A 17,217-nucleotide genomic window follows, 5' to 3' on the forward strand; every position below is an offset into this window, starting at 1 on the left:
GGTGTGAAGGAACACTCCAATGTCCAAGCCCAAAGTTCTCATTTCCGACGCGCTCTCTCCGGCCGCGGTGCAGATCTTCAAGGATCGCGGCATCGAGGTCGATTTCCAGCCCAATCTCGGCAAGGACAAGGACAAGCTCGCCGAGATCATCGGCGATTACGACGGCCTTGCGATCCGCTCCGCGACCAAAGCGACCGCCAAGATCATCGACAAGGCCAAGAAGCTGAAGGTGATCGGCCGCGCCGGCATCGGCGTCGACAATGTCGAGATCCCCGCGGCCACCGCCAAGGGCATCATCGTGATGAACACGCCGTTCGGCAATTCGATCACGACCGCCGAGCACGCCATCACCTTGATGCTGGCGCTGGCGCGCGAAATTCCGCAGGCCGATGCCTCGACGCAGGCCGGCAAGTGGGAGAAGAACCGCTTCATGGGCGTCGAGATCACCGGCAAGACGTTAGGGGTGGTCGGCTGCGGCAATATCGGCTCGATCGCGGCCGATCGCGCGCAGGGGCTGAAGATGAAGGTGGTTGCGTTCGATCCGTTCCTGTCGCCGGAGCGCGCCAAGGACATCGGCGTCGAAAAGGTCGAGCTCGATGAATTGTTCAAGCGCGCCGACTTCATCACGCTGCATACGCCGCTGACCGACAAGACCCGGAACATCATCGATGCGGCCGCGCTCGCCAAGATGAAGAAGGGCGTGCGCATCATCAACTGCGCCCGCGGCGGCCTGGTCGACGAGCAGGCGCTGCTCGATGCGCTGAACGCCAAGCATGTCGCCGGCGCCGCCTTCGACGTGTTCGTCGAGGAGCCGGCCACCAAGAACGTGCTGTTCGGTCATCCCAATGTGATCTGCACCCCGCATCTCGGCGCCGCCACCACGGAAGCGCAGGAGAACGTCGCGCTGCAGGTCGCCGAGCAGATGTCGGATTATCTGCTCACCGGTGCGATCTCGAACGCGGTGAATTTTCCGTCGATCACGGCGGAAGAGGCGCCGAAGCTGAAGCCGTTCATCGAGCTTGCCGAAAAGCTCGGCTCGTTCGCCGGCCAGCTCACCGAGAGCGGCATCATCAAGACCGAGATCACCTATGAAGGCCATGTTGCCGAGATGAAGATCAAGGCGATCACCTCGGCGGTGCTGTCGGGCCTGCTGCGGCCGATGCTGGGCGATGTCAACGTGGTCTCGGCGCCTGTCGTTGCCAAGGAGCGCGGCATGGTGGTGGACGAGATCGTGCGCGCGGCGCAGAGCGACTATGAAAGCCTGATCACCGTCACCGTCACCACCGAACGGCAGGAACGGTCGGTGTCCGGCACCGTCTATCACGACGGCAAGCCGCGGCTGGTCGACATCAAGGGCATTCGCGTCGACGCCGAATTCGGCAAGTCGATGATCTATGTGACCAACGAGGACAAGCCCGGCTTCATCGGCAGCTTCGCCGGCCTGCTCGGCGATGCCAAGATCAACATCGCCACCTTCCATCTCGGCCGCGTCAAGCAGGGCGGCGACGCCATTGCGCTGGTCGAGATCGATGGTCCTGTGCCCGCTGACGTGCTGACGAAGGTGCAGGCCCTGCCGCAGGTCAAGCAGGCCAAGGCGCTGGCGTTCTAAGAGCCTCGCGCAAAACGCTGAGTGAATCTCGACGCATGGGATCGAGGTTCGCTCGCACTGTTGCCCCGAAGGTTGCGGCGACGAATGCCGGCGCCGACTGGCTATTCCGGCCTGCTCGATCATCGCCAAGCTGGCCGCAATCTTGCCTAAAGTCCTGATCGAACCCGTTTCTCCTTCGCTGCGTCTCACGACCGGGGACGGTGGGCCTTTTGGTGCGCCGCCGTCAGGGGAACAGGTCAGGAGAAAACTCCATGCGATTGATTGCAAACAGCTTTTTGACGACGAGCCTCGTCGTGCTGACGGCGCTTCTCGCCGGCCGGGCGCGGGCGGCCGACCTGCCGGCCAGTTCGGCGGTCGATGCCGTCACGGTCTATCCCGACGGCGCCAGCGTCACGCGCGTCGTCGAGCTGGATCTTCCTGCCGGCGAGAATTCCGCCGTACTGAAGGATTTTCCGCTCGCGCTCGATCCGTCGTCGCTCCGGGTCGAAGGCGAGGCGGCGGCCAAGCTCACGATCGGCGCAATCGACGCCAAGCCGCCGCGCGCGGCGCCGCCGGCCAACCTGCCCGAGCTCGACAAGCGCATCGAGGCGCTGAAGGACGAGCGGACCAATTTGCAGGGTGCGATCGATGCGGCTAATGCGCGGCGCAAATTCGCCGAGCGCTTCGCCGATACCTCGCCGGCCGGGATCGGCGACAAGGGTGAGGCGCGGCCGGTTGCCGAATGGCGGGCCGCCTTTGCCGCGGTCGGCGAGGAAATCGCCAGCGCCAACGCTGCGATCCGCGATGCGCAGCGCAAGCAGCGCGACATCGACCGTGAAATCGCGCACCTCGAACAGGACCGGGCGCAGAAGCCGCCGAACAAGCTGGAAGTGCGGATCGAGCTTGCCGCCGCCGCTGCGACCAAGGCCACGCTGCGGGTGACCTATGCGGTGCGCAACGCGCGCTGGACGCCGCTCTATGACGCGCGGCTCGAAACCGGCGCCCGGGATCGCAAGCCGGCGCTCGAACTGGTGCGCCGCGCCGAAATCACCCAATCGACCGGGGAGGATTGGTCCAACGTTGCGCTCAGCGTCTCGACCGTGCGCACCGCGCGCGGCGGCAGCGCGCCGGAGCTGAGTTCGCTTGTCGTGCAGTATCCGCAACCGCCGCGGCCGCAGGCATCCGCCAGCGGCGCGGTGGACACCAACAGGCAGTTGCTACGCGCGGCGCCTGCGCCGATGGCCAAGATGGAGGAGGCGGTGGCTGGGGAGCGCTTCCGGGTGGCCGATGAACAGCAGGCCACGGCCGATGTCAGCGGCTTCCAGGTGGTGTTCAGGATTCCCGGCCGCGTCAGCCTCAGCGCCAGCGAGGGTGCCAAGAGCCTGCGCGTCTCCTCTGCGGCCATCGCGCCCGATCTTTCGGTCCGCGCCGCGCCGGTGAAGGATCCGGCGGCGTTCCTCGAAGCGAGCTTCAAGCAGGGCGAGGACGCACCGCTCTTGCCGGGCCGGGTCTCGATCTACCGCGACGGCGTCTTTGTCGGGCGTGGCCTGATGGCCGCTGCAAGCAAGGACGAGACCGTGCGGCTCGGCTTCGGCGCCGACGACAAGGTCAAGATCGAACGCACTGTCCTCAAGCGCAACGAGGGATCGGCCGGCCTGATCGTGACGACGTCGAAGACCGACGAGCGCGCGTTCAAGACCACCGTGCGCAACGGCCACGATTTCCCGATCCGGATCGCGATCGAGGATCAGTTGCCGGTCAGCGAGAACGAGGACATCCAGGTCGAAATGCTACCCTCCACGACGCCGCCGACCGCGAGCAACATCCGCGACCGCCGCGGCGTGCTGGAATGGGCCTTCGAGGCCAAGGCGGGTGAAGTCCGGGATATCAACTTCGCCTGGCGGATCCGCTGGCCCAAGGACAAGGGTGTCGTGATGTTGCCGGCGGGGTGAGACCAGCGTTCACATCTCCCTGTCATGCCCCGCCACCCGGTCCGGCCTTCGGCCGGCCGGATGACAGGCTCCGGCGGGGCATCCAGTAACCCGCGGCGTCAGATGAGCGCGCCATGACCGCCGCGGAGTACTGGGTCCCCCGCCTTCGCGGGGGATGACCACTGAAGCTAGTTGGCGTCACCTACTCTTCCGCGCCTGCAACTCTGCTTCCCATCCGAACACCGAGCGGCCATCGAGCCCAGGCGATGCCGCTCGCTCTCCAGCGATGAACGCCTCCAGCGACGGCCCCTTGGCTGAACGCTCGAGCCGCCGCGACTGGTCGTCAAGGCGCTTCAACGCCTGCATCTCCTCGTCGCGCCCGAGCTTTGCGTTCTGCACCGCCGATTTCAGCACGCGGATGGTTTCGTCATAGACCTTGATCGGCACGGGGTAGGGATGGCGGTCCTTGCCGCCATGCGCCAGCGAGAAGCGGGCGGGATCCTTGAAGCGATAAGGCGCGCCATGGACGACTTCGGCGACCATGGCGAGCGAGCGCACGGTGCGCAGCCCGACGCCCGGTGTCAGCAGCAGCTCCGGAAAATCGATTGGCCCGCGCTCGGCCGCCGCGGCCAGCGTGCCATGCAGGCGGCGACTGAACACGTCACTTGCACGGACGTCATGATGTGCGGGCATCACGAGATGAGGCAGCAGCGCCTGCGCTGGTACTTTGCCCTCTATGGCGGCAAGTTCGCTGATGAGGCGATCGGGCCCCATCTCGCTCAACAATTCGAGCTGCGCGGCCCGCGAGCGCTCCGCGCGGTGGTCGGTGAGATTGACGATCTCGCCCTGCGCCGGACCGTCGATCGCGCTGTGCGGCTCGTCGACGAAGTTGGTGAGCTGCTCGGAATGCCAATGGTAGCGCCGCGCCTGCCGCTTGTCGCCGTTCATGCCCTGCTGCACGACGGTCCACTTGCCGTCATCGGTGACGAAGAAGCCGTGCAGGTAGAGATCAAAGCCGTCCTGCACCGCGGCGCTGTCGACCTTGGCGACGAGGCGGCTGGCACGGATCAATGGTCCGCTGTCGAAGCCAACCTGCTCGCCGATCAACCGAAGCTCATCCGGCGTCTTGCGCGAGTGCTGGCCGCGACCGCCGCAAACGCGGATGCCGAGCTCGTGCTCCATGGGTTTGAGGCCGCGTTTCAGCGCGCCGATCACGCTGGTGGTGATCCCGGACGAATGCCAGTCCATCCCCATCACGGCGCCGAACGACTGGAACCAGAACGGATGCGACAGCCGCCGCAAGAATTCATCGCGGCCGTAGTGATGTACAACGGCTTGCGTGATGATGGCGCCGAGCGAGGACATGCGCGTCGCCAGCCAGGGCGGCACGCGGCCGCCATGCAGGGGGAGATCGGCACTGCCGCTACGTCTTGCCATTGGTTCCCAGCGATTCTGGATGACAGTCTAGCAGAGCCAAAGGCCGTCGCCGCTAGGCCTTTCTGTCGGCCATCGTACGGAAGGTGATAGAATAGCGCGGCGCCCCGACGGCGGGAATGCTGTGCTCCCAGACCAGGCGGGATTCGCCCGACATCATGTAGAGCGAGCGAGGCGCGGCTTCGAGCGTATAACGCTGCCACTTCGCGCCAATGGCGCGGCGAAAACGGAACTTGCACGACGATCCCAGCGAGAGGCCGAAGATGCGATCGAAATGCGGTTTGTCGCGGTGCCAGCCGATCCCCACACCGACGTCATATTCGGTGCAAAGCACTTGCGCGACTTGGGTCGACGGGCCGCCATGGGCCTCGACCTTTTCGATCAGCGGCAGCAGCCAGGCGGGGATCGGTTCGGCCGGTCGCAGCCGTTGCAGCGTGTAGTCGTAGCGGAACCCGAAGGAAGCGACGCGGCGCTTGCCTTCGAACGCGCCGAACTGGAAAGGCTGCAGCGGCAATGCCGAGACCTGTCCAATAAGCTCACGCTCGAGCGCCGGCGTGATGAACTCCGGGGCATAGCGCAGTCCCTCCGGCGAGGCTTTCTCCTGCGCAAAAAGAGCGAGCTGCTCGGTCAAGCTGATGTCCTTGGCAATGTCGGCATCCATCCAATATGGGGATCAGTCCGCACAAATAAAGGTGCGCCCTCAACTGGTTAAAGCCGCACGCGAGGTCGCTTCGTTGCATGTTTTTCCTGCCAGCGGGAGGAACTTTGCCGGTATGCAAAAATTGTCGGTTCGGACATGGCGGCGGGACATTTGGAGGAGGAAACCATGCACGGACTTATCTATCTGGTCGGCTTGATCGTCGTCATTCTGGCGGTTCTGTCGTTCTTCGGCCTTCGCTAGTGCGATGGAGATATCGATGGAAAACATCACGCCGGCGGCGCGCAGCGATGTCGCGTCGCGTTTTTTGCAGTGGTCGCCGATCGTGCTCGGCGCTTTCGCGGCCACCGCGCTGTCTTCGGTGCTGCTGACATTCGCGGTGACGATCGGCCTTGGCGTAACGTCGGCCGCGCCGACATGGCGCGATGCGTCCGCAGCGCTTGCGATCCTCTCGGGCCTTTATCTGATCATCCAGGCGGTGCTGTCGTTCGGCCTTGGCGGCTACATCGCCGGACATGCCCGTAATTCGGCCGGCCCGGCCGCCGTGGAGGAAACAGAGCACGTCGACGGCGCCCACGGCCTCGGTAGCTGGGCGCTCGCCGTGGTGATGGGCGCCATCCTCGCCGCTCTGATCGGCGCGGCGACGGTCAACCGGACGGCCTCATTGCGCGGTCCTGCGCAGGCCGGCGCGGCCGAGCCGCTATTGAGCTACGAGCTGGACCGGCTGTTTCGCGCCGGCCGCCGCGCGCCCAATGTCGACCTCAGCGCCGAGCGCGCCGAGGCAGGTCGCATCCTGCTCACCACGTCGAGCCATAGCGGCCTGAGCGCTGATGACCGAACCTACCTCATTCAGCAGGTCGCCGCGCTCACGGGACTCTCGGCAGGCGATGCGGAGAAGCGTGTCGATAGCGTCGCTGGCGCTGCCCAAACCGCGATCGCGCGCTCGCGGCGCAGCAGCATCATCCTGGCGTTCTCCGTTGCCACCGCCATCCTGCTCGGCGCCGTGGCGGCCTGGGCTGCCGCCGTTGCCGGCGGCCGGCATCGCGACGGCGCGGCTCTGCCGGAATGGATGGTGCGATCGAACGCGATCGGAAGGCGGCACGAGGCGGTGTACCGATAGCGGCTTTCTTCTCTCTCTCCCCGTTCTTCACGGGGAGAGGGGAGGGGTGAGGGCTGCTTCAGCAGACTCAATTGGCAGTGATTACGAGGATAGATCCTCTCACCCCAACCGCCTCCCCGCGAAAGGCGGGGAGAGGGAGGAGCAACTCACTTCGCCTTCAGGAATTCACCGACTTCGAGCAGCACGAACTCGTTGTCGTCGGCCTTGTTCGGCTCGCGGCTGGAGGAGAACGGCAAATTGTTGTCGTTGCCGACGATGATGTGGGTGTCGTCGACGCGGTCGACGTTTTCGATGGTGAAGAACGGGAAGGTCAGCACGCCGTCATTGAGCGGCTTGCGGGCCTTCTTGTTCGGATCCTTGATCTTCATCAGGTCGATATAGGCCACCTTGCGCACCGGCTTGCCGACATTGGCGTCCGTCAGTTCGACCTTGTAGACGCGCTTGAATTTGGCGAGGTCGGCAAAGCAATTCTCGCCGCGCTGGCCGGCCGGGCAGGCCTTGTCGGCAGTGCCCTCGCCATTGTCGCGCTCGATGATCAGGCCGCTGGTCGCGTCGATCATGTTGAAATCGCCGATCGCATGGCCGTTCTGCTCGAACACGTACTGCCAGTAGCGGCCGGTGAACTTTTCGGCGGCGACGTCGAATTCGAGGATGCGCGACGCTTCCTTGCCGTCGACCTCTTCAAAGTCCTTTTTCTCGGCGTCCCATAGCGGGCCCTCGAGCAGGCCGTACAGGAACTTGCCGTCCTTGGAGGCGGCAAAACCTTCATATCCCTTGGAGCGGCGCAGATTGACTGTGGTGTAGCTCGCGCCGGGCGCGGCCGGCGACTGCACCGACCAGTGGTCCGGCGAGCGCACCGGCTTGCCGTCGGCGGTGGTTTCGAACACCGCGAGAATCTTGCCCATCCTGTCGGCCTTCAGCACATAGGGCCCGAACTCATCGCCGATCCAGAAGGTGTCGCCGATGATCTGGAATCCCTCGGTGTCGAAATCGGCGCCGGTGAGATAGCGCTTGGCGGTATCTTCATGGACGATGCGGAACGGCACCTTCTTGTCGGGATCGTGCAGGAAGACGGTTTCCTGGCGCTCGATCTTGCCGCTCGCCCAGTCGATCTTGTGGCGGTTGAGATAGAGCATCGAATCGGCCGAGTTGTAGCGCGAACCCATGCCGTTGTCGGTGAGCACCCAGAATGAGCCGTCTGACATCACCTTGATGCCGGAATGGCCCTGCAGCGGCTGGCCCTTGAACGGCAGCGCGACGCTGGTCGGACGCTCATAGGATTTGCCCATCACGCTGCCGACCGCGTCGACGCGCTTGCCGGTGGTGTACTTGCCTGAGGTCTTGAGATCATCAGGTGCGTCGGCCGGTGCCTCGATGAAGGTTTCGGCCGGCAGCACCGCATGGCTTTTCAGCGTGGCGGGAAATTCGCCTTCGCCTTGAGCGAAGGCGGTACCGGCCAGAAATATGGACGCGACAGAGCAGAGCAACGACACGCGCATGGCGGATCTCCTGTAGGTAGCGATGCGCCTGTCTTGCGGAGCGGCTGTTACAATCACCTGACAGTTCCGTGAACAACCGGTGACGCCGTTGGATAAGCCTTGCGGCGTTATGCCGTCGGCGCACCGGCCGGCCGCATGGTCTGCGGCAGCAGGAACGGCACGCCCTGGTCGGTGTAGTCGATCTCTACATCCACCTCGAATATTCGGCGGATGGTGTCAGCCGTGATAGCCTCGCTGCAGCCGCCATCGGTCGCGAGCCGGCCGCGATGCAAGAGCACGATGCGGCCGGCAAAACGCATCGCGAGATTGAGGTCGTGCAGCACGGCGATGACAGCCGTGCCGTTCTGCGCGCGCCGCTTGGCGATTTCCACGAGGTCAATCTGGTGGCGCATGTCGAGGCTGGAGGTCGGCTCGTCCAGCAAGAGGAGGCCGGGGCCGTACTGCGCCTCGCCGCAGGCAAGCTGCACCAGCACGCGGGCGAAATGCGCGCGCTGCTGCTCGCCGCCGGAGAGCGTCGGCAATTGCCGTGCGCCGAAATGCGCCAGTCCCACCTCGTCGAGCGCGGCATCGACCAGGCGCTGCGCGGCGGCGCGGCCGGCATCGCCGGCGCCCATATGGACGATCTCTTCGACCGTGAACGGGAAGGTGACGTTGACATGCTGCGACAGCATTGCGCGGTGACGGGCGAGCAGGCGCGGCGGATAGAGGTGGATGTCGCGCTGCTTCAGCGCGATGCGGCCCTTGGTCGGGCGGATGTCGCCCGACAGCATTCGTAGCAGCGTCGATTTGCCGGCGCCGTTGGGGCCGACGATCGCGACCATCTCGCCGGTCTGGACGCGCAGGTTGACGCTATCGACCAGCGTGGCGCCGCCGACGGCCATCGAGAGCGATTGCGCGTCGAGCAGGGCAGTCATAGCGACACCAGCCCACGCTGCCGCAGCAGCATACCCAGGAAGAACGGCGCGCCGACCGCGGCCGTCAAAATGCCGATCGGCATTTCCGCGGGCGCCACGGTGGTGCGGGCCAGCGTATCGGCACCCGTCAGCAGCACCGCGCCTGATAGCATGGAGGCCGGCAGCAGCAGCCGGTGCGCCGGCCCGATCACCAGCCGCAAGAGATGCGGCACCACGATGCCGACAAAGCCGACGACGCCGCAGACGGAAACCGCCACGCCTGTCATCGCCGACACCAGCACGATCGAAATCCGCTTCAACCGTTCGACATCGACGCCGCTGTGAAACGCTTCGGCTTCACCGAGCACCAGGACATCAAGCCCGCGCGCGATCGAGATGCAGGCGATCGCGGCAATGGCGAGCACTGGCGCCAGCGTGGCGAGCTTGGGCCACGTTGCGCCGCTGAGCGAGCCGAGCATCCAAAACGTGATGTCGCGGAGCTGCCGGTCGTCGGCAATGAATACCAGCAGTCCGATGCCGGCACCAGCGATAGCGGCGATCGCAATGCCGGCCAGCAGGAAAATTGCGATCGACGTCCGGCCCGAGCGGCTCGCAATCGAATAGAGGATGATGGTCGTTACCAGCGAACCGCCGAAGGCGGCCAGCGGTAGTAGCTGATGCTGCATGAATTGCAGGCTTTGGCCAAATCGGCTGTCGGTAAATACGATCGCCGCGGCGGCGGCAAATGCACCGCCGGAGGATACGCCGACCAGCGCGGGATCGGCCAGCGGATTGCGAAACAGCCCCTGCATGATCGCGCCGGATGCGGCGAGCAGGGCGCCGACCATCGCCGCGGCGGCGATCCGCGGGATACGGATCGACCACAGCACGAGCTGGTCGCGCGCGAGCGTTGGCGCCGGCGAGGCGTCCGCCCACAGGCCGAGCGCCGCGGGTAGCCGTGCCAGCGGGATTCCGGCCGCCCCCAAGGTGAGAGAGATCAGCACTGTGCCGGCAAGCACGATCAGCAGGAAAATGAGCGTCAGCGAGGCCGCCGGACGGAACGAATACCCGCTCCGCCGCTTCGCCTTGGCGTCAGTGAGTGCGGTCATGTTCGGCAATTAGCCGTCAATGCCGACGGCTTGAACTTCTCCGCCTGCGGTGCCAGCGCCGGGTAAAGCCTGATCGAGAGATCGCGTGCCGCGGCCGCGGTGCGCGGCCCGAAGCCGAGCAGATAAAGTCCTTCCATCGAGATGAAGGTCTTGTTCGCTGCGACCGGCGTCAGTGCGAAGGCCGGATGGACGTACACGGCTTCCGCATCCACCGAATCCTTGCCGCGCTGGATCGAAAGCACAACGTCGGGTTTGGCCGCGATGATCGCCTCGTCGTTGATGATCTTGTAGCCCTCATAGCCGTCGATGGCGTTGACGCCGCCGGCGAGGGCGATGATCTCATTGGCGGCGGTCTTCTGGCCCGCAGCCATGGCGCGGCCGTTGAGCAGCGACATCACGAACATGACGCGGACCGGCTTGGTCACCTTGGCCCTGAGCTCGCGCAGTTGCGCCAGGTCGTCGGTGACCGCTGCCGTCAGGCATTCGGCGCGCTTGTCCGCGCCCATGGCGTGGCCGACCAGCTTGATCTTCTCGACCAGGCCGGCTTCGGAGAAGGTCTCGGGCACCAGCACCAGTGGCACCTTGGCTGCCTCGAGCACATCCATGGTTTCCTTCGGCCCGGATCCCTGCGCCGCGAGCACCAGCGAGGGATTGAGGCCGAGCACGCCTTCGGCCGAAAGCTGGCGCATGTAGCCGACATTTGGCTTGTCGCGCAGCGCCGCGGCCGGGAACAGGCTGGTCGAGTCGACGCCGGCGAGGCGGTCCTCGAAACCCAGCGCATAGAGAATTTCGGTGATCGCGCCGCCGATCGAAACGATTCGCGCCGGATCGCTGATGATGACGTCGCGATTGCGTGCATCATGCACAGTGATGCCAGCGCCGAGCGCCACGCCGCCGAGCAGGAAGCAGGCGGTGGCCGTCCATGCGAGCGTGCGACAAATTGTCATCAAAGGTTCACCTGATCGGTCACTTGGTCAGGATCAGCTTGTTCTGTGACGTCAGCCGAAGACGATAATTGTCCTCGCCATGCGTGATGATGATCTCACGCTCGGTCGCGAACAGCTCGCGGCTGTCGATCCGGTTGCCGCTGATCGCGAGCGATCTGGCGGCAGTGGCGGCGCTGCCGGCTTTGGTCCGGGCGTTGTCTCCAGATGCTGCGGACATGTCGTTGGTGGCGCCCCGAAATTCTATGTGATGCCCCATGTTTGTACAGTTGCGACGTGCCGCAATCCAACTATGGCAATTTACAATTGATATAAACTGCCTGATGCGGTTCTTGACCACGCGGAACCTGCCACGTAACCAAGTATGACACGATGCCGGCGAAAGGCCCGCGTCGAGAATGTGGTAGCCAGCAAGCAGCTCGCAAGTTACGCGCAGCGCCCGCCAGCCAAACCCAAGAACAGATATCGGGGTCGGGGTTTTATGGCTGACGGGGCTAGGATGTCGCGCGCCCTCTTGTTGGGCGCGTCGGTGTTTTCAATTGCATTGCTGGGCGGGGAAGCCAGCAACGCACAGACGGCGGATACGCAGGTAGCGAGCGGTGCGTCCGAGCGCCAGAAGCAGTCCCGACGCAAGCCGGAAAAACCGCCGCAGGGTCAGCAGGCGGCAGCGCCCGTGATGAATGCACGGGCGCAGATTGGAGCTGCGCCAGTGCAATCGCTGGATACGATCACGGTGGCGGCCTCGAAGACCGAGGAGCGCGCGATCGATGCGCTAGCGCCGGTCAGCGTGGTGACGCTCGAGCAGATTCAGGGTTTGCAGCCGAACCGGTTGTCGGACGTTTTTTATAATGTGCCTGGCGTGTCGTTCCAGGAGCGCGGCGACGATCCTTCGACCGTCATCAACATCCGTGGCCTGCAGGATTTCGGCCGCGTCGCCGTCGTCGTCGACGGCGCGCGGCAGAACTATCAGCGTAGCGGCCACAACGCCAACGGCTCGTTCTTCCTCGATCCAGAGCTGGTCGGCGGCGTCGACGTGGTGCGCGGTCCCACCGCGAACATCTACGGCTCCGGCGCGATCGGCGGCGTGGTCTCGTTCCGCACCAAGGATATCGATGATGTCGTGCGTCCGGGCGAGCGCTGGGGCGTCGACATGACGGGCTCCGGCGGCACGAACAATGCGCGCGGCATGGGTTCGATCTTCGGCGGCGTGCGCGCCACGCCCAATGTCGACGTGTTCGGCGGCGCGGTCTACCGCACGCAGGGCAATTACAAGGATGGCAACGGCACCGAGATCGGTAACACCGGCAACGAGATCGCTGCCGGGCTGATGAAGGTCACAGTGCGGCCGGCGGAAGGCCACGAGATCAAGCTCGGCGGCGTCTTCCAGGACTATCAGTACAACATCGGCCAATTCAATCGCGGGCCGACAACGACCTCAGCGCCGCCGGCGGCGATCGCCGGCTCCTCGGTCTACGCATCGGATGCCAAGAATTACACAGGAACGCTGACCTGGAAATACGCCAGGCCGGATGACAATCTGTGGGACTGGAATCTGTCGCTCTACGGCAATCGCACCGATAACGACCAGGTCAAGACCTACAACAACCGCATCACCACTGGCGGCGGAACGTGTACGCTGGGCAATCCCGGCAACAACATTTCCGGTTGTGTCGGTGATCGCCGCGGCTATCAGCTCGACACGCTCGGGATCGACGTCAACAATACAACGCGGTTCAATGTCGGCGACTGGCGCAACGCCGTCACGCTCGGCCTCGATGCGTTTCAGGACGACGTCTCGACCTTCGATAGCCGTGGCAATTCCAACGTCACCACGCCCGGCGGGCTGCGTACGGTTTCCGGCGGGTTCGCGCAGTTGAAGCAGAACTATTCGACCTGGTTCGAGGCCGTCAGCGCGATCCGTTACGACCGCTACGATCTTCATTCGCCGTTTGTTGCGACCGGCGGTGGCGGCGACCGGTTCTCGCCGAAGTTCACCGTCGGTATAACGCCAGTACCTGGCTTCACGCCGTATGCCAGCTACGCCGAAGGTTATCGCGCGCCCGCGATTACCGAGACGCTGATCGCCGGCGCGCACGCCACCGGCGGCGGACCTCCGCTGTTCCCGTGCCCGGACGGCTCTGCCGGCCTGTTCTGTTTCCTGCCCAATCCGAACTTGAGGCCGGAGATCGGCAAGAACAAGGAAGTCGGTCTCAACCTGAAATACAATGACGTGTTCGCGGCTGGTGACAGCTTCCGCGGCAAGTTCAATGTCTTCCGCAACGACGTCGATGGCTATATCGACCTGGTCGGTTCGACCCCGCGGTCCGCCATCTTGGTCCCGGTCCCCGGCCAGTTCAGCCAGTTCTTCCAGTATCAGAACATCGCGCATGCGCGGATCGAAGGCTTCGAGTGGGAAACGGCATACGACGCCGGTCTGTGGTATGTCGGTTTCTCCGGTCACCTGATGCAGGGCAAGAATGTCGACACCAATGTCGGGCTTGCGACCATCACGCCGCGCAAGATCACCACGACCGGTGGTGTGCGCCTGCTCGACCGCAGGCTGATCCTGGCGGCGCAATGGTCTTCGTTCGGGGCCAACAACGACGTGCCGGCCGGCTATCTGCCTGCCACTGGCTATGAACTGGTCAACCTCTATCTGACCTGGAATGCCACCAAGGACGTTGTTTTCACGGCCTCGATCGACAATCTCTTGAATCAGTATTACCGGCCCTATGCGATTCCCGGCAGTTCCACCGACGGCACCACGCAGAACGACGTGTTATGGTCGAGCCCCGGCCCGGGCAGGGTCTACAAGGCCGGCTTGAAGATTCACTTTGGCGGAGCGTAGTTCGACGAGCTGACAAACCAGTCCAGTTGCACCCGGCCGCGCTGATGCTCCAGCGCGGCTTCGGTGCGTTTCATGTTTACTAGCCAACCCAAACGGTACGCCAGGCGCACCCCAGCAACCCAGCTAAGGAGATTTCAAATGTTTATCGCGATGAACCGGTTCCAGGTGAAGATTGGCTCCGAGGCGGCCTTCGAGAACGTCTGGCGTACGCGCGAGTCCTATCTCAGCAACATGGCCGGCTTCGTCGAATTCCACCTGCTCAAGGGGCCCGTGGCCGAGGATCACACGCTGTATTCGTCGCATACCGTCTGGGTCGACAAGGCCGCATTCGAGGCCTGGACCAAATCGGAAGAATTCCGCCGCGCGCATGCCCGCGCCGACAACAAGACCGGCGAGAGCCTCTACCTCGGCCATCCCAAGTTCGAAGGTTTTGAGGTGATCCTGAGCGAGCGCAAGTCCAGCGCCGCCGCGTGACGGGGAGGGGTGCGATGTTGAGCACGGACCTTGCCGACCTCAAGGCATATATGGCCGACAATCCGGGTGCGGTGATCGAGGACGTGGCGCGGGAACGGAAAGTCACCCCGCGCGCCGTGCTGCAAGCGCTGCCCGCTACGATGGTGCGCCTCGGCCCCGGCAGCGAGTTCGCCGCCGCGATGAACGATGTCGCGCAATGGGGCGAGGTGACGCTGATCGTTCACACCGACGATGCGATCTTCGAGTTCACGGGCAGCGTGCCGGCGGGCGAGATCGGCCGCGGCTACTTCAACCTGATGCAGCCGAAGGGACTGCACGGCCACCTTCGACACGAGCGTTGTGCGGCCATCGCTTTCGTCGAGCGGCCCTTCATGGGCAAGTCGTCGGCCTTCATCGCGTTCGTCAATGTCGACGGCGGCATCATGTTCAAGGTGTTCGTCGGTCGCGACGAGACGCGCGCGCTGCGCGGCGATCAGCTGCAGCGCTTTCATGCGCTTCGCGACAGGATCGGTTCCGCCCGCGCGGCGTAACCTGTTTCCATATTGTTGGCCCGGGAGACGATCATGCGGCGGAAAACGCTCGATGTTATGATCCGTTGGTGTGGCGCAATCGGCGTGGCCGCCTTGCCGGAGGCGGCGTTCGCCGCTCCCGACGTCGCGCTGCTGCCGCGCAATCTGTCGCCCTGGAACATGTTCGTGAATGCGGACGTGGTGGTGCAGGCGGTGATGGTGGGCCTGGCCTTCGCCTCGCTGGTGACGTGGACGATCTGGCTCGCCAAGACCATCGAGATCCGCCGCAAGACCACCACGGCAAAGCGGCGTCTCGGCATGCTGGAAAGCGATACGGTGCTGGCCAGGGCCGAGCAGGAGACCCGTGGCGGCAATGACGCGGTGGCGCAGATCATCCAGTCCGCCGCGCGCGAGGCCAGCCTGTCCGGCGGTCACTTCGACGACGGCCTCAAGGAGCGGGTGGCGCTGCGGCTGGAGCGGGTGGAGGCGGCGATGTCGCGCCAGATCGCGCGCGGCACCGGCGTGCTCGCGACCATCGGCGCCACCGCGCCCTTTATCGGGCTGTTCGGCACGGTCTGGGGCATCATGAATTCGTTCATCGGCATTTCCGAAGCCAAGACCACCAACCTCGCCGTGGTCGCGCCCGGCATTGCAGAGGCGCTGCTGGCGACCGCCCTTGGCCTCGTCGCGGCGATTCCGGCGGTCGTGATCTACAACCATCTGACCCGCACCATCACGGCCCACCGCGCGCTACTCGGCGACGCCTCGGCGCTGGTGCTGCTCTTGATCAGCCGCGAGGGCGACCGCGGCACGTTCCGGCTCGCGCGCGCGGCGGAGTGAAGCGATGGGCGTGAAGCTCGGGCAATCCATCAGCGGACGATCGCGCGGCGGCAGCGACGATCTTGCCGAGACTCATGAGATCAACGTCACGCCGTTCATCGACGTGATGCTGGTGCTTCTGATCATCTTCATGGTCGCCGCCCCGCTCGCAACCGTCGATCTCGGCGTCGATCTGCCAGCAAGCGCGGTCGAGCCGTCGCCGCGGCCGGACCAGCCGGTCTTCGTCACCGTGAAGCCGGATCTTTCGGTGGCGGTCGGCGAGGTGGTCATCGCGCGCGACGCGCTGACCACAACACTCGATGCCGCCACGCACGGCAAGAAGGAGGAGCGCATCTTTCTGCGCGCCGACAAGGCGGTCAGCTATGGCGACCTCATGGAGGTGATGAACTTGCTGCGCAACGCCGGCTACCTCAAGATCGCGCTGGTCGGCCTCGACGGCCGAAGCTGACACCATGAACGCGTTCGCGCTGCATGACGTTTCCGACCAGGCCACCGTCCGGCGCTGGGGTGCGTCGGCGTTTGCGATTGTCGCTGCGCATGCTGCGCTGATCGCCCTGGCCATCAACTGGGCGACGCAGCGGCCGCTGCCGGGCGTCTCGCTGCCGGTGATCATGGTCGACATGGCGCCGGTCTCGGCCGCGCCGCAGCCGACGCAAATGGACCTTGCGCCGGGGCCGGTGATGCAGCAGGCCGATGCCTCGCCGCCGCCGGCGGCGGCGCAGCAGGAGGTCGTGCAGGAGCAGATCGCGCCGACCCCGCCGCAGGAGAAGCCGGAGGTCGTCGCGCCGCCCGAGCAGAAGACCGAGCCGGCGCCGCCGAAACCGGAGCCGGCCAAGGTCGAGCCGGAGAAAAGGCCGTCGCCGGTGAAGCCGAAGGTGGTTCGTGCGGAGGCGAAGAAGCCGACCGACGCGCCGCCTGCGCCGCGCACGACGGCCTCGCCAAAGGCCGAGCGCCAGGCCCCGGCCGCGTCCGCCGCCAGCGCCGGCGCATCGGCCGCGGCGCTAGCTTCCTACCGGCAGATGGTCGCCGCCCATCTGCAGCGCTTCAAGCAATACCCGCCCGCCGCCAAGGCGGCGGGCCAGCAGGGTACCGCGCGGGTGAGCTTTACGCTGAGCCGGAGCGGCGGCGTGACCTCGGTCAGCCTCGGCGGCTCGTCCGGCCATGCGGCGCTGGACGCCGAGACGCTCGCCATGGTGCGCCGTGCCCAGCCGTTTCCTGCATTCCCGGCCGACGTGAAGCAATCCTCGATGCCGTTCAGCGCGCCGGTGGCGTTTTATATCAGGTAGTGTCGGATCGCGCTGTGTGCGCACTCTTCTCCCTCTCCCGCTTGCGGGGGAGGGCCGGGGTGGGGGTGTCTCCGCGGGCGATAC

Annotated in this window: 16 protein-coding genes; 9 read left to right on the top strand and 7 right to left on the bottom strand. The window is 65.1% G+C overall.

Features of this window, described 5'->3' with window-relative positions; genetic code table 11:
• Positions 1-19 precede the first annotated feature (19 nt).
• Positions 20-1,609, top strand: coding sequence for a phosphoglycerate dehydrogenase (gene serA, locus QA643_RS06665; RefSeq protein WP_283032398.1), 1,590 nt, complete (start codon positions 20-22; stop codon positions 1,607-1,609).
• A gap of 251 nt (positions 1,610-1,860) precedes the next feature.
• Positions 1,861-3,540, top strand: coding sequence for a mucoidy inhibitor MuiA family protein (locus QA643_RS06670; protein ID WP_283032399.1), 1,680 nt, complete (start codon positions 1,861-1,863; stop codon positions 3,538-3,540).
• A gap of 177 nt (positions 3,541-3,717) precedes the next feature.
• Here the strand turns inward: QA643_RS06670 and QA643_RS06675 are convergent, their stop codons facing one another.
• Positions 3,718-4,956 (bottom strand): DUF763 domain-containing protein, encoded by a 1,239-nt coding sequence (locus tag QA643_RS06675; protein ID WP_283032400.1) that lies wholly within the window; start codon positions 4,954-4,956, stop codon positions 3,718-3,720.
• 52 nt (positions 4,957-5,008) lie between these two features.
• On the bottom strand, positions 5,009-5,584 hold the full coding sequence (locus tag QA643_RS06680) for an alpha-ketoglutarate-dependent dioxygenase AlkB (protein WP_283032401.1): 576 nt from the start codon (positions 5,582-5,584) through the stop codon (positions 5,009-5,011).
• Positions 5,585-5,870: 286 nt separating this feature from the next.
• Between QA643_RS06680 and QA643_RS06685 the strand changes: the two genes are divergently transcribed.
• On the top strand, positions 5,871-6,731 hold the full coding sequence (locus QA643_RS06685; RefSeq protein ID WP_283032402.1) for a hypothetical protein: 861 nt from the start codon (positions 5,871-5,873) through the stop codon (positions 6,729-6,731).
• A 146-nt stretch (positions 6,732-6,877) separates the two neighbouring features.
• Here QA643_RS06685 and QA643_RS06690 read toward each other — a convergent pair whose 3' ends face one another.
• The 5 genes from QA643_RS06690 to QA643_RS06710 all read right to left on the bottom strand — a co-directional run bounded on the left by QA643_RS06690 (position 6,878) and on the right by QA643_RS06710 (position 11,396).
• The gene (locus QA643_RS06690) at positions 6,878-8,230 is read right to left on the bottom strand and encodes an esterase-like activity of phytase family protein (RefSeq protein ID WP_283032403.1); all 1,353 of its coding nucleotides are present in this window, start codon (positions 8,228-8,230) and stop codon (positions 6,878-6,880) included.
• A gap of 107 nt (positions 8,231-8,337) precedes the next feature.
• A complete protein-coding gene (locus QA643_RS06695; RefSeq protein WP_283032404.1) occupies positions 8,338-9,144 on the bottom strand; it encodes a heme ABC transporter ATP-binding protein in 807 nt (268 codons plus the stop codon).
• Positions 9,141-10,232: an iron ABC transporter permease gene (locus QA643_RS06700; RefSeq protein WP_283032405.1), complete on the bottom strand. Its 1,092-nt coding sequence runs from the start codon at positions 10,230-10,232 to the stop codon at positions 9,141-9,143. Before QA643_RS06700 ends, QA643_RS06695 begins: the two co-directional genes overlap by 4 nt.
• The gene (locus tag QA643_RS06705) at positions 10,229-11,179 is read right to left on the bottom strand and encodes a hemin ABC transporter substrate-binding protein (protein ID WP_283032406.1); all 951 of its coding nucleotides are present in this window, start codon (positions 11,177-11,179) and stop codon (positions 10,229-10,231) included. Before QA643_RS06705 ends, QA643_RS06700 begins: the two co-directional genes overlap by 4 nt.
• A gap of 19 nt (positions 11,180-11,198) precedes the next feature.
• Positions 11,199-11,396, bottom strand: coding sequence for a hemin uptake protein HemP (locus tag QA643_RS06710; RefSeq protein ID WP_283032407.1), 198 nt, complete (start codon positions 11,394-11,396; stop codon positions 11,199-11,201).
• A 279-nt stretch (positions 11,397-11,675) separates the two neighbouring features.
• Between QA643_RS06710 and QA643_RS06715 the strand changes: the two genes are divergently transcribed.
• The 6 genes from QA643_RS06715 (at position 11,676) to QA643_RS06740 (ending at position 17,133) form a co-directional block, all read left to right on the top strand.
• On the top strand, positions 11,676-14,024 hold the full coding sequence (locus QA643_RS06715) for a TonB-dependent hemoglobin/transferrin/lactoferrin family receptor (protein ID WP_283032408.1): 2,349 nt from the start codon (positions 11,676-11,678) through the stop codon (positions 14,022-14,024).
• Positions 14,025-14,162: 138 nt separating this feature from the next.
• Positions 14,163-14,498 (top strand): antibiotic biosynthesis monooxygenase, encoded by a 336-nt coding sequence (locus QA643_RS06720; RefSeq protein ID WP_283032409.1) that lies wholly within the window; start codon positions 14,163-14,165, stop codon positions 14,496-14,498.
• A 14-nt stretch (positions 14,499-14,512) separates the two neighbouring features.
• Positions 14,513-15,028, top strand: coding sequence for a heme utilization cystosolic carrier protein HutX (hutX, locus tag QA643_RS06725; protein ID WP_283032410.1), 516 nt, complete (start codon positions 14,513-14,515; stop codon positions 15,026-15,028).
• 57 nt (positions 15,029-15,085) lie between these two features.
• The gene (gene exbB / locus QA643_RS06730) at positions 15,086-15,847 is read left to right on the top strand and encodes a tonB-system energizer ExbB (RefSeq protein ID WP_283034733.1); all 762 of its coding nucleotides are present in this window, start codon (positions 15,086-15,088) and stop codon (positions 15,845-15,847) included.
• Positions 15,848-15,851: 4 nt separating this feature from the next.
• Positions 15,852-16,295, top strand: a complete 444-nt coding sequence (gene exbD / locus QA643_RS06735) for a TonB system transport protein ExbD (protein WP_283032411.1) — start codon at positions 15,852-15,854, stop codon at positions 16,293-16,295.
• A 4-nt stretch (positions 16,296-16,299) separates the two neighbouring features.
• Entirely contained in the window at positions 16,300-17,133 is an 834-nt protein-coding gene (locus tag QA643_RS06740; protein ID WP_283032412.1) for an energy transducer TonB, read from the top strand.
• The last annotated feature ends 84 nt before the right edge of the window (positions 17,134-17,217 follow it).

It is taken from the genome of Bradyrhizobium sp. CB3481 (assembly GCF_029714305.1).
Taxonomy (GTDB): domain Bacteria; phylum Pseudomonadota; class Alphaproteobacteria; order Rhizobiales; family Xanthobacteraceae; genus Bradyrhizobium.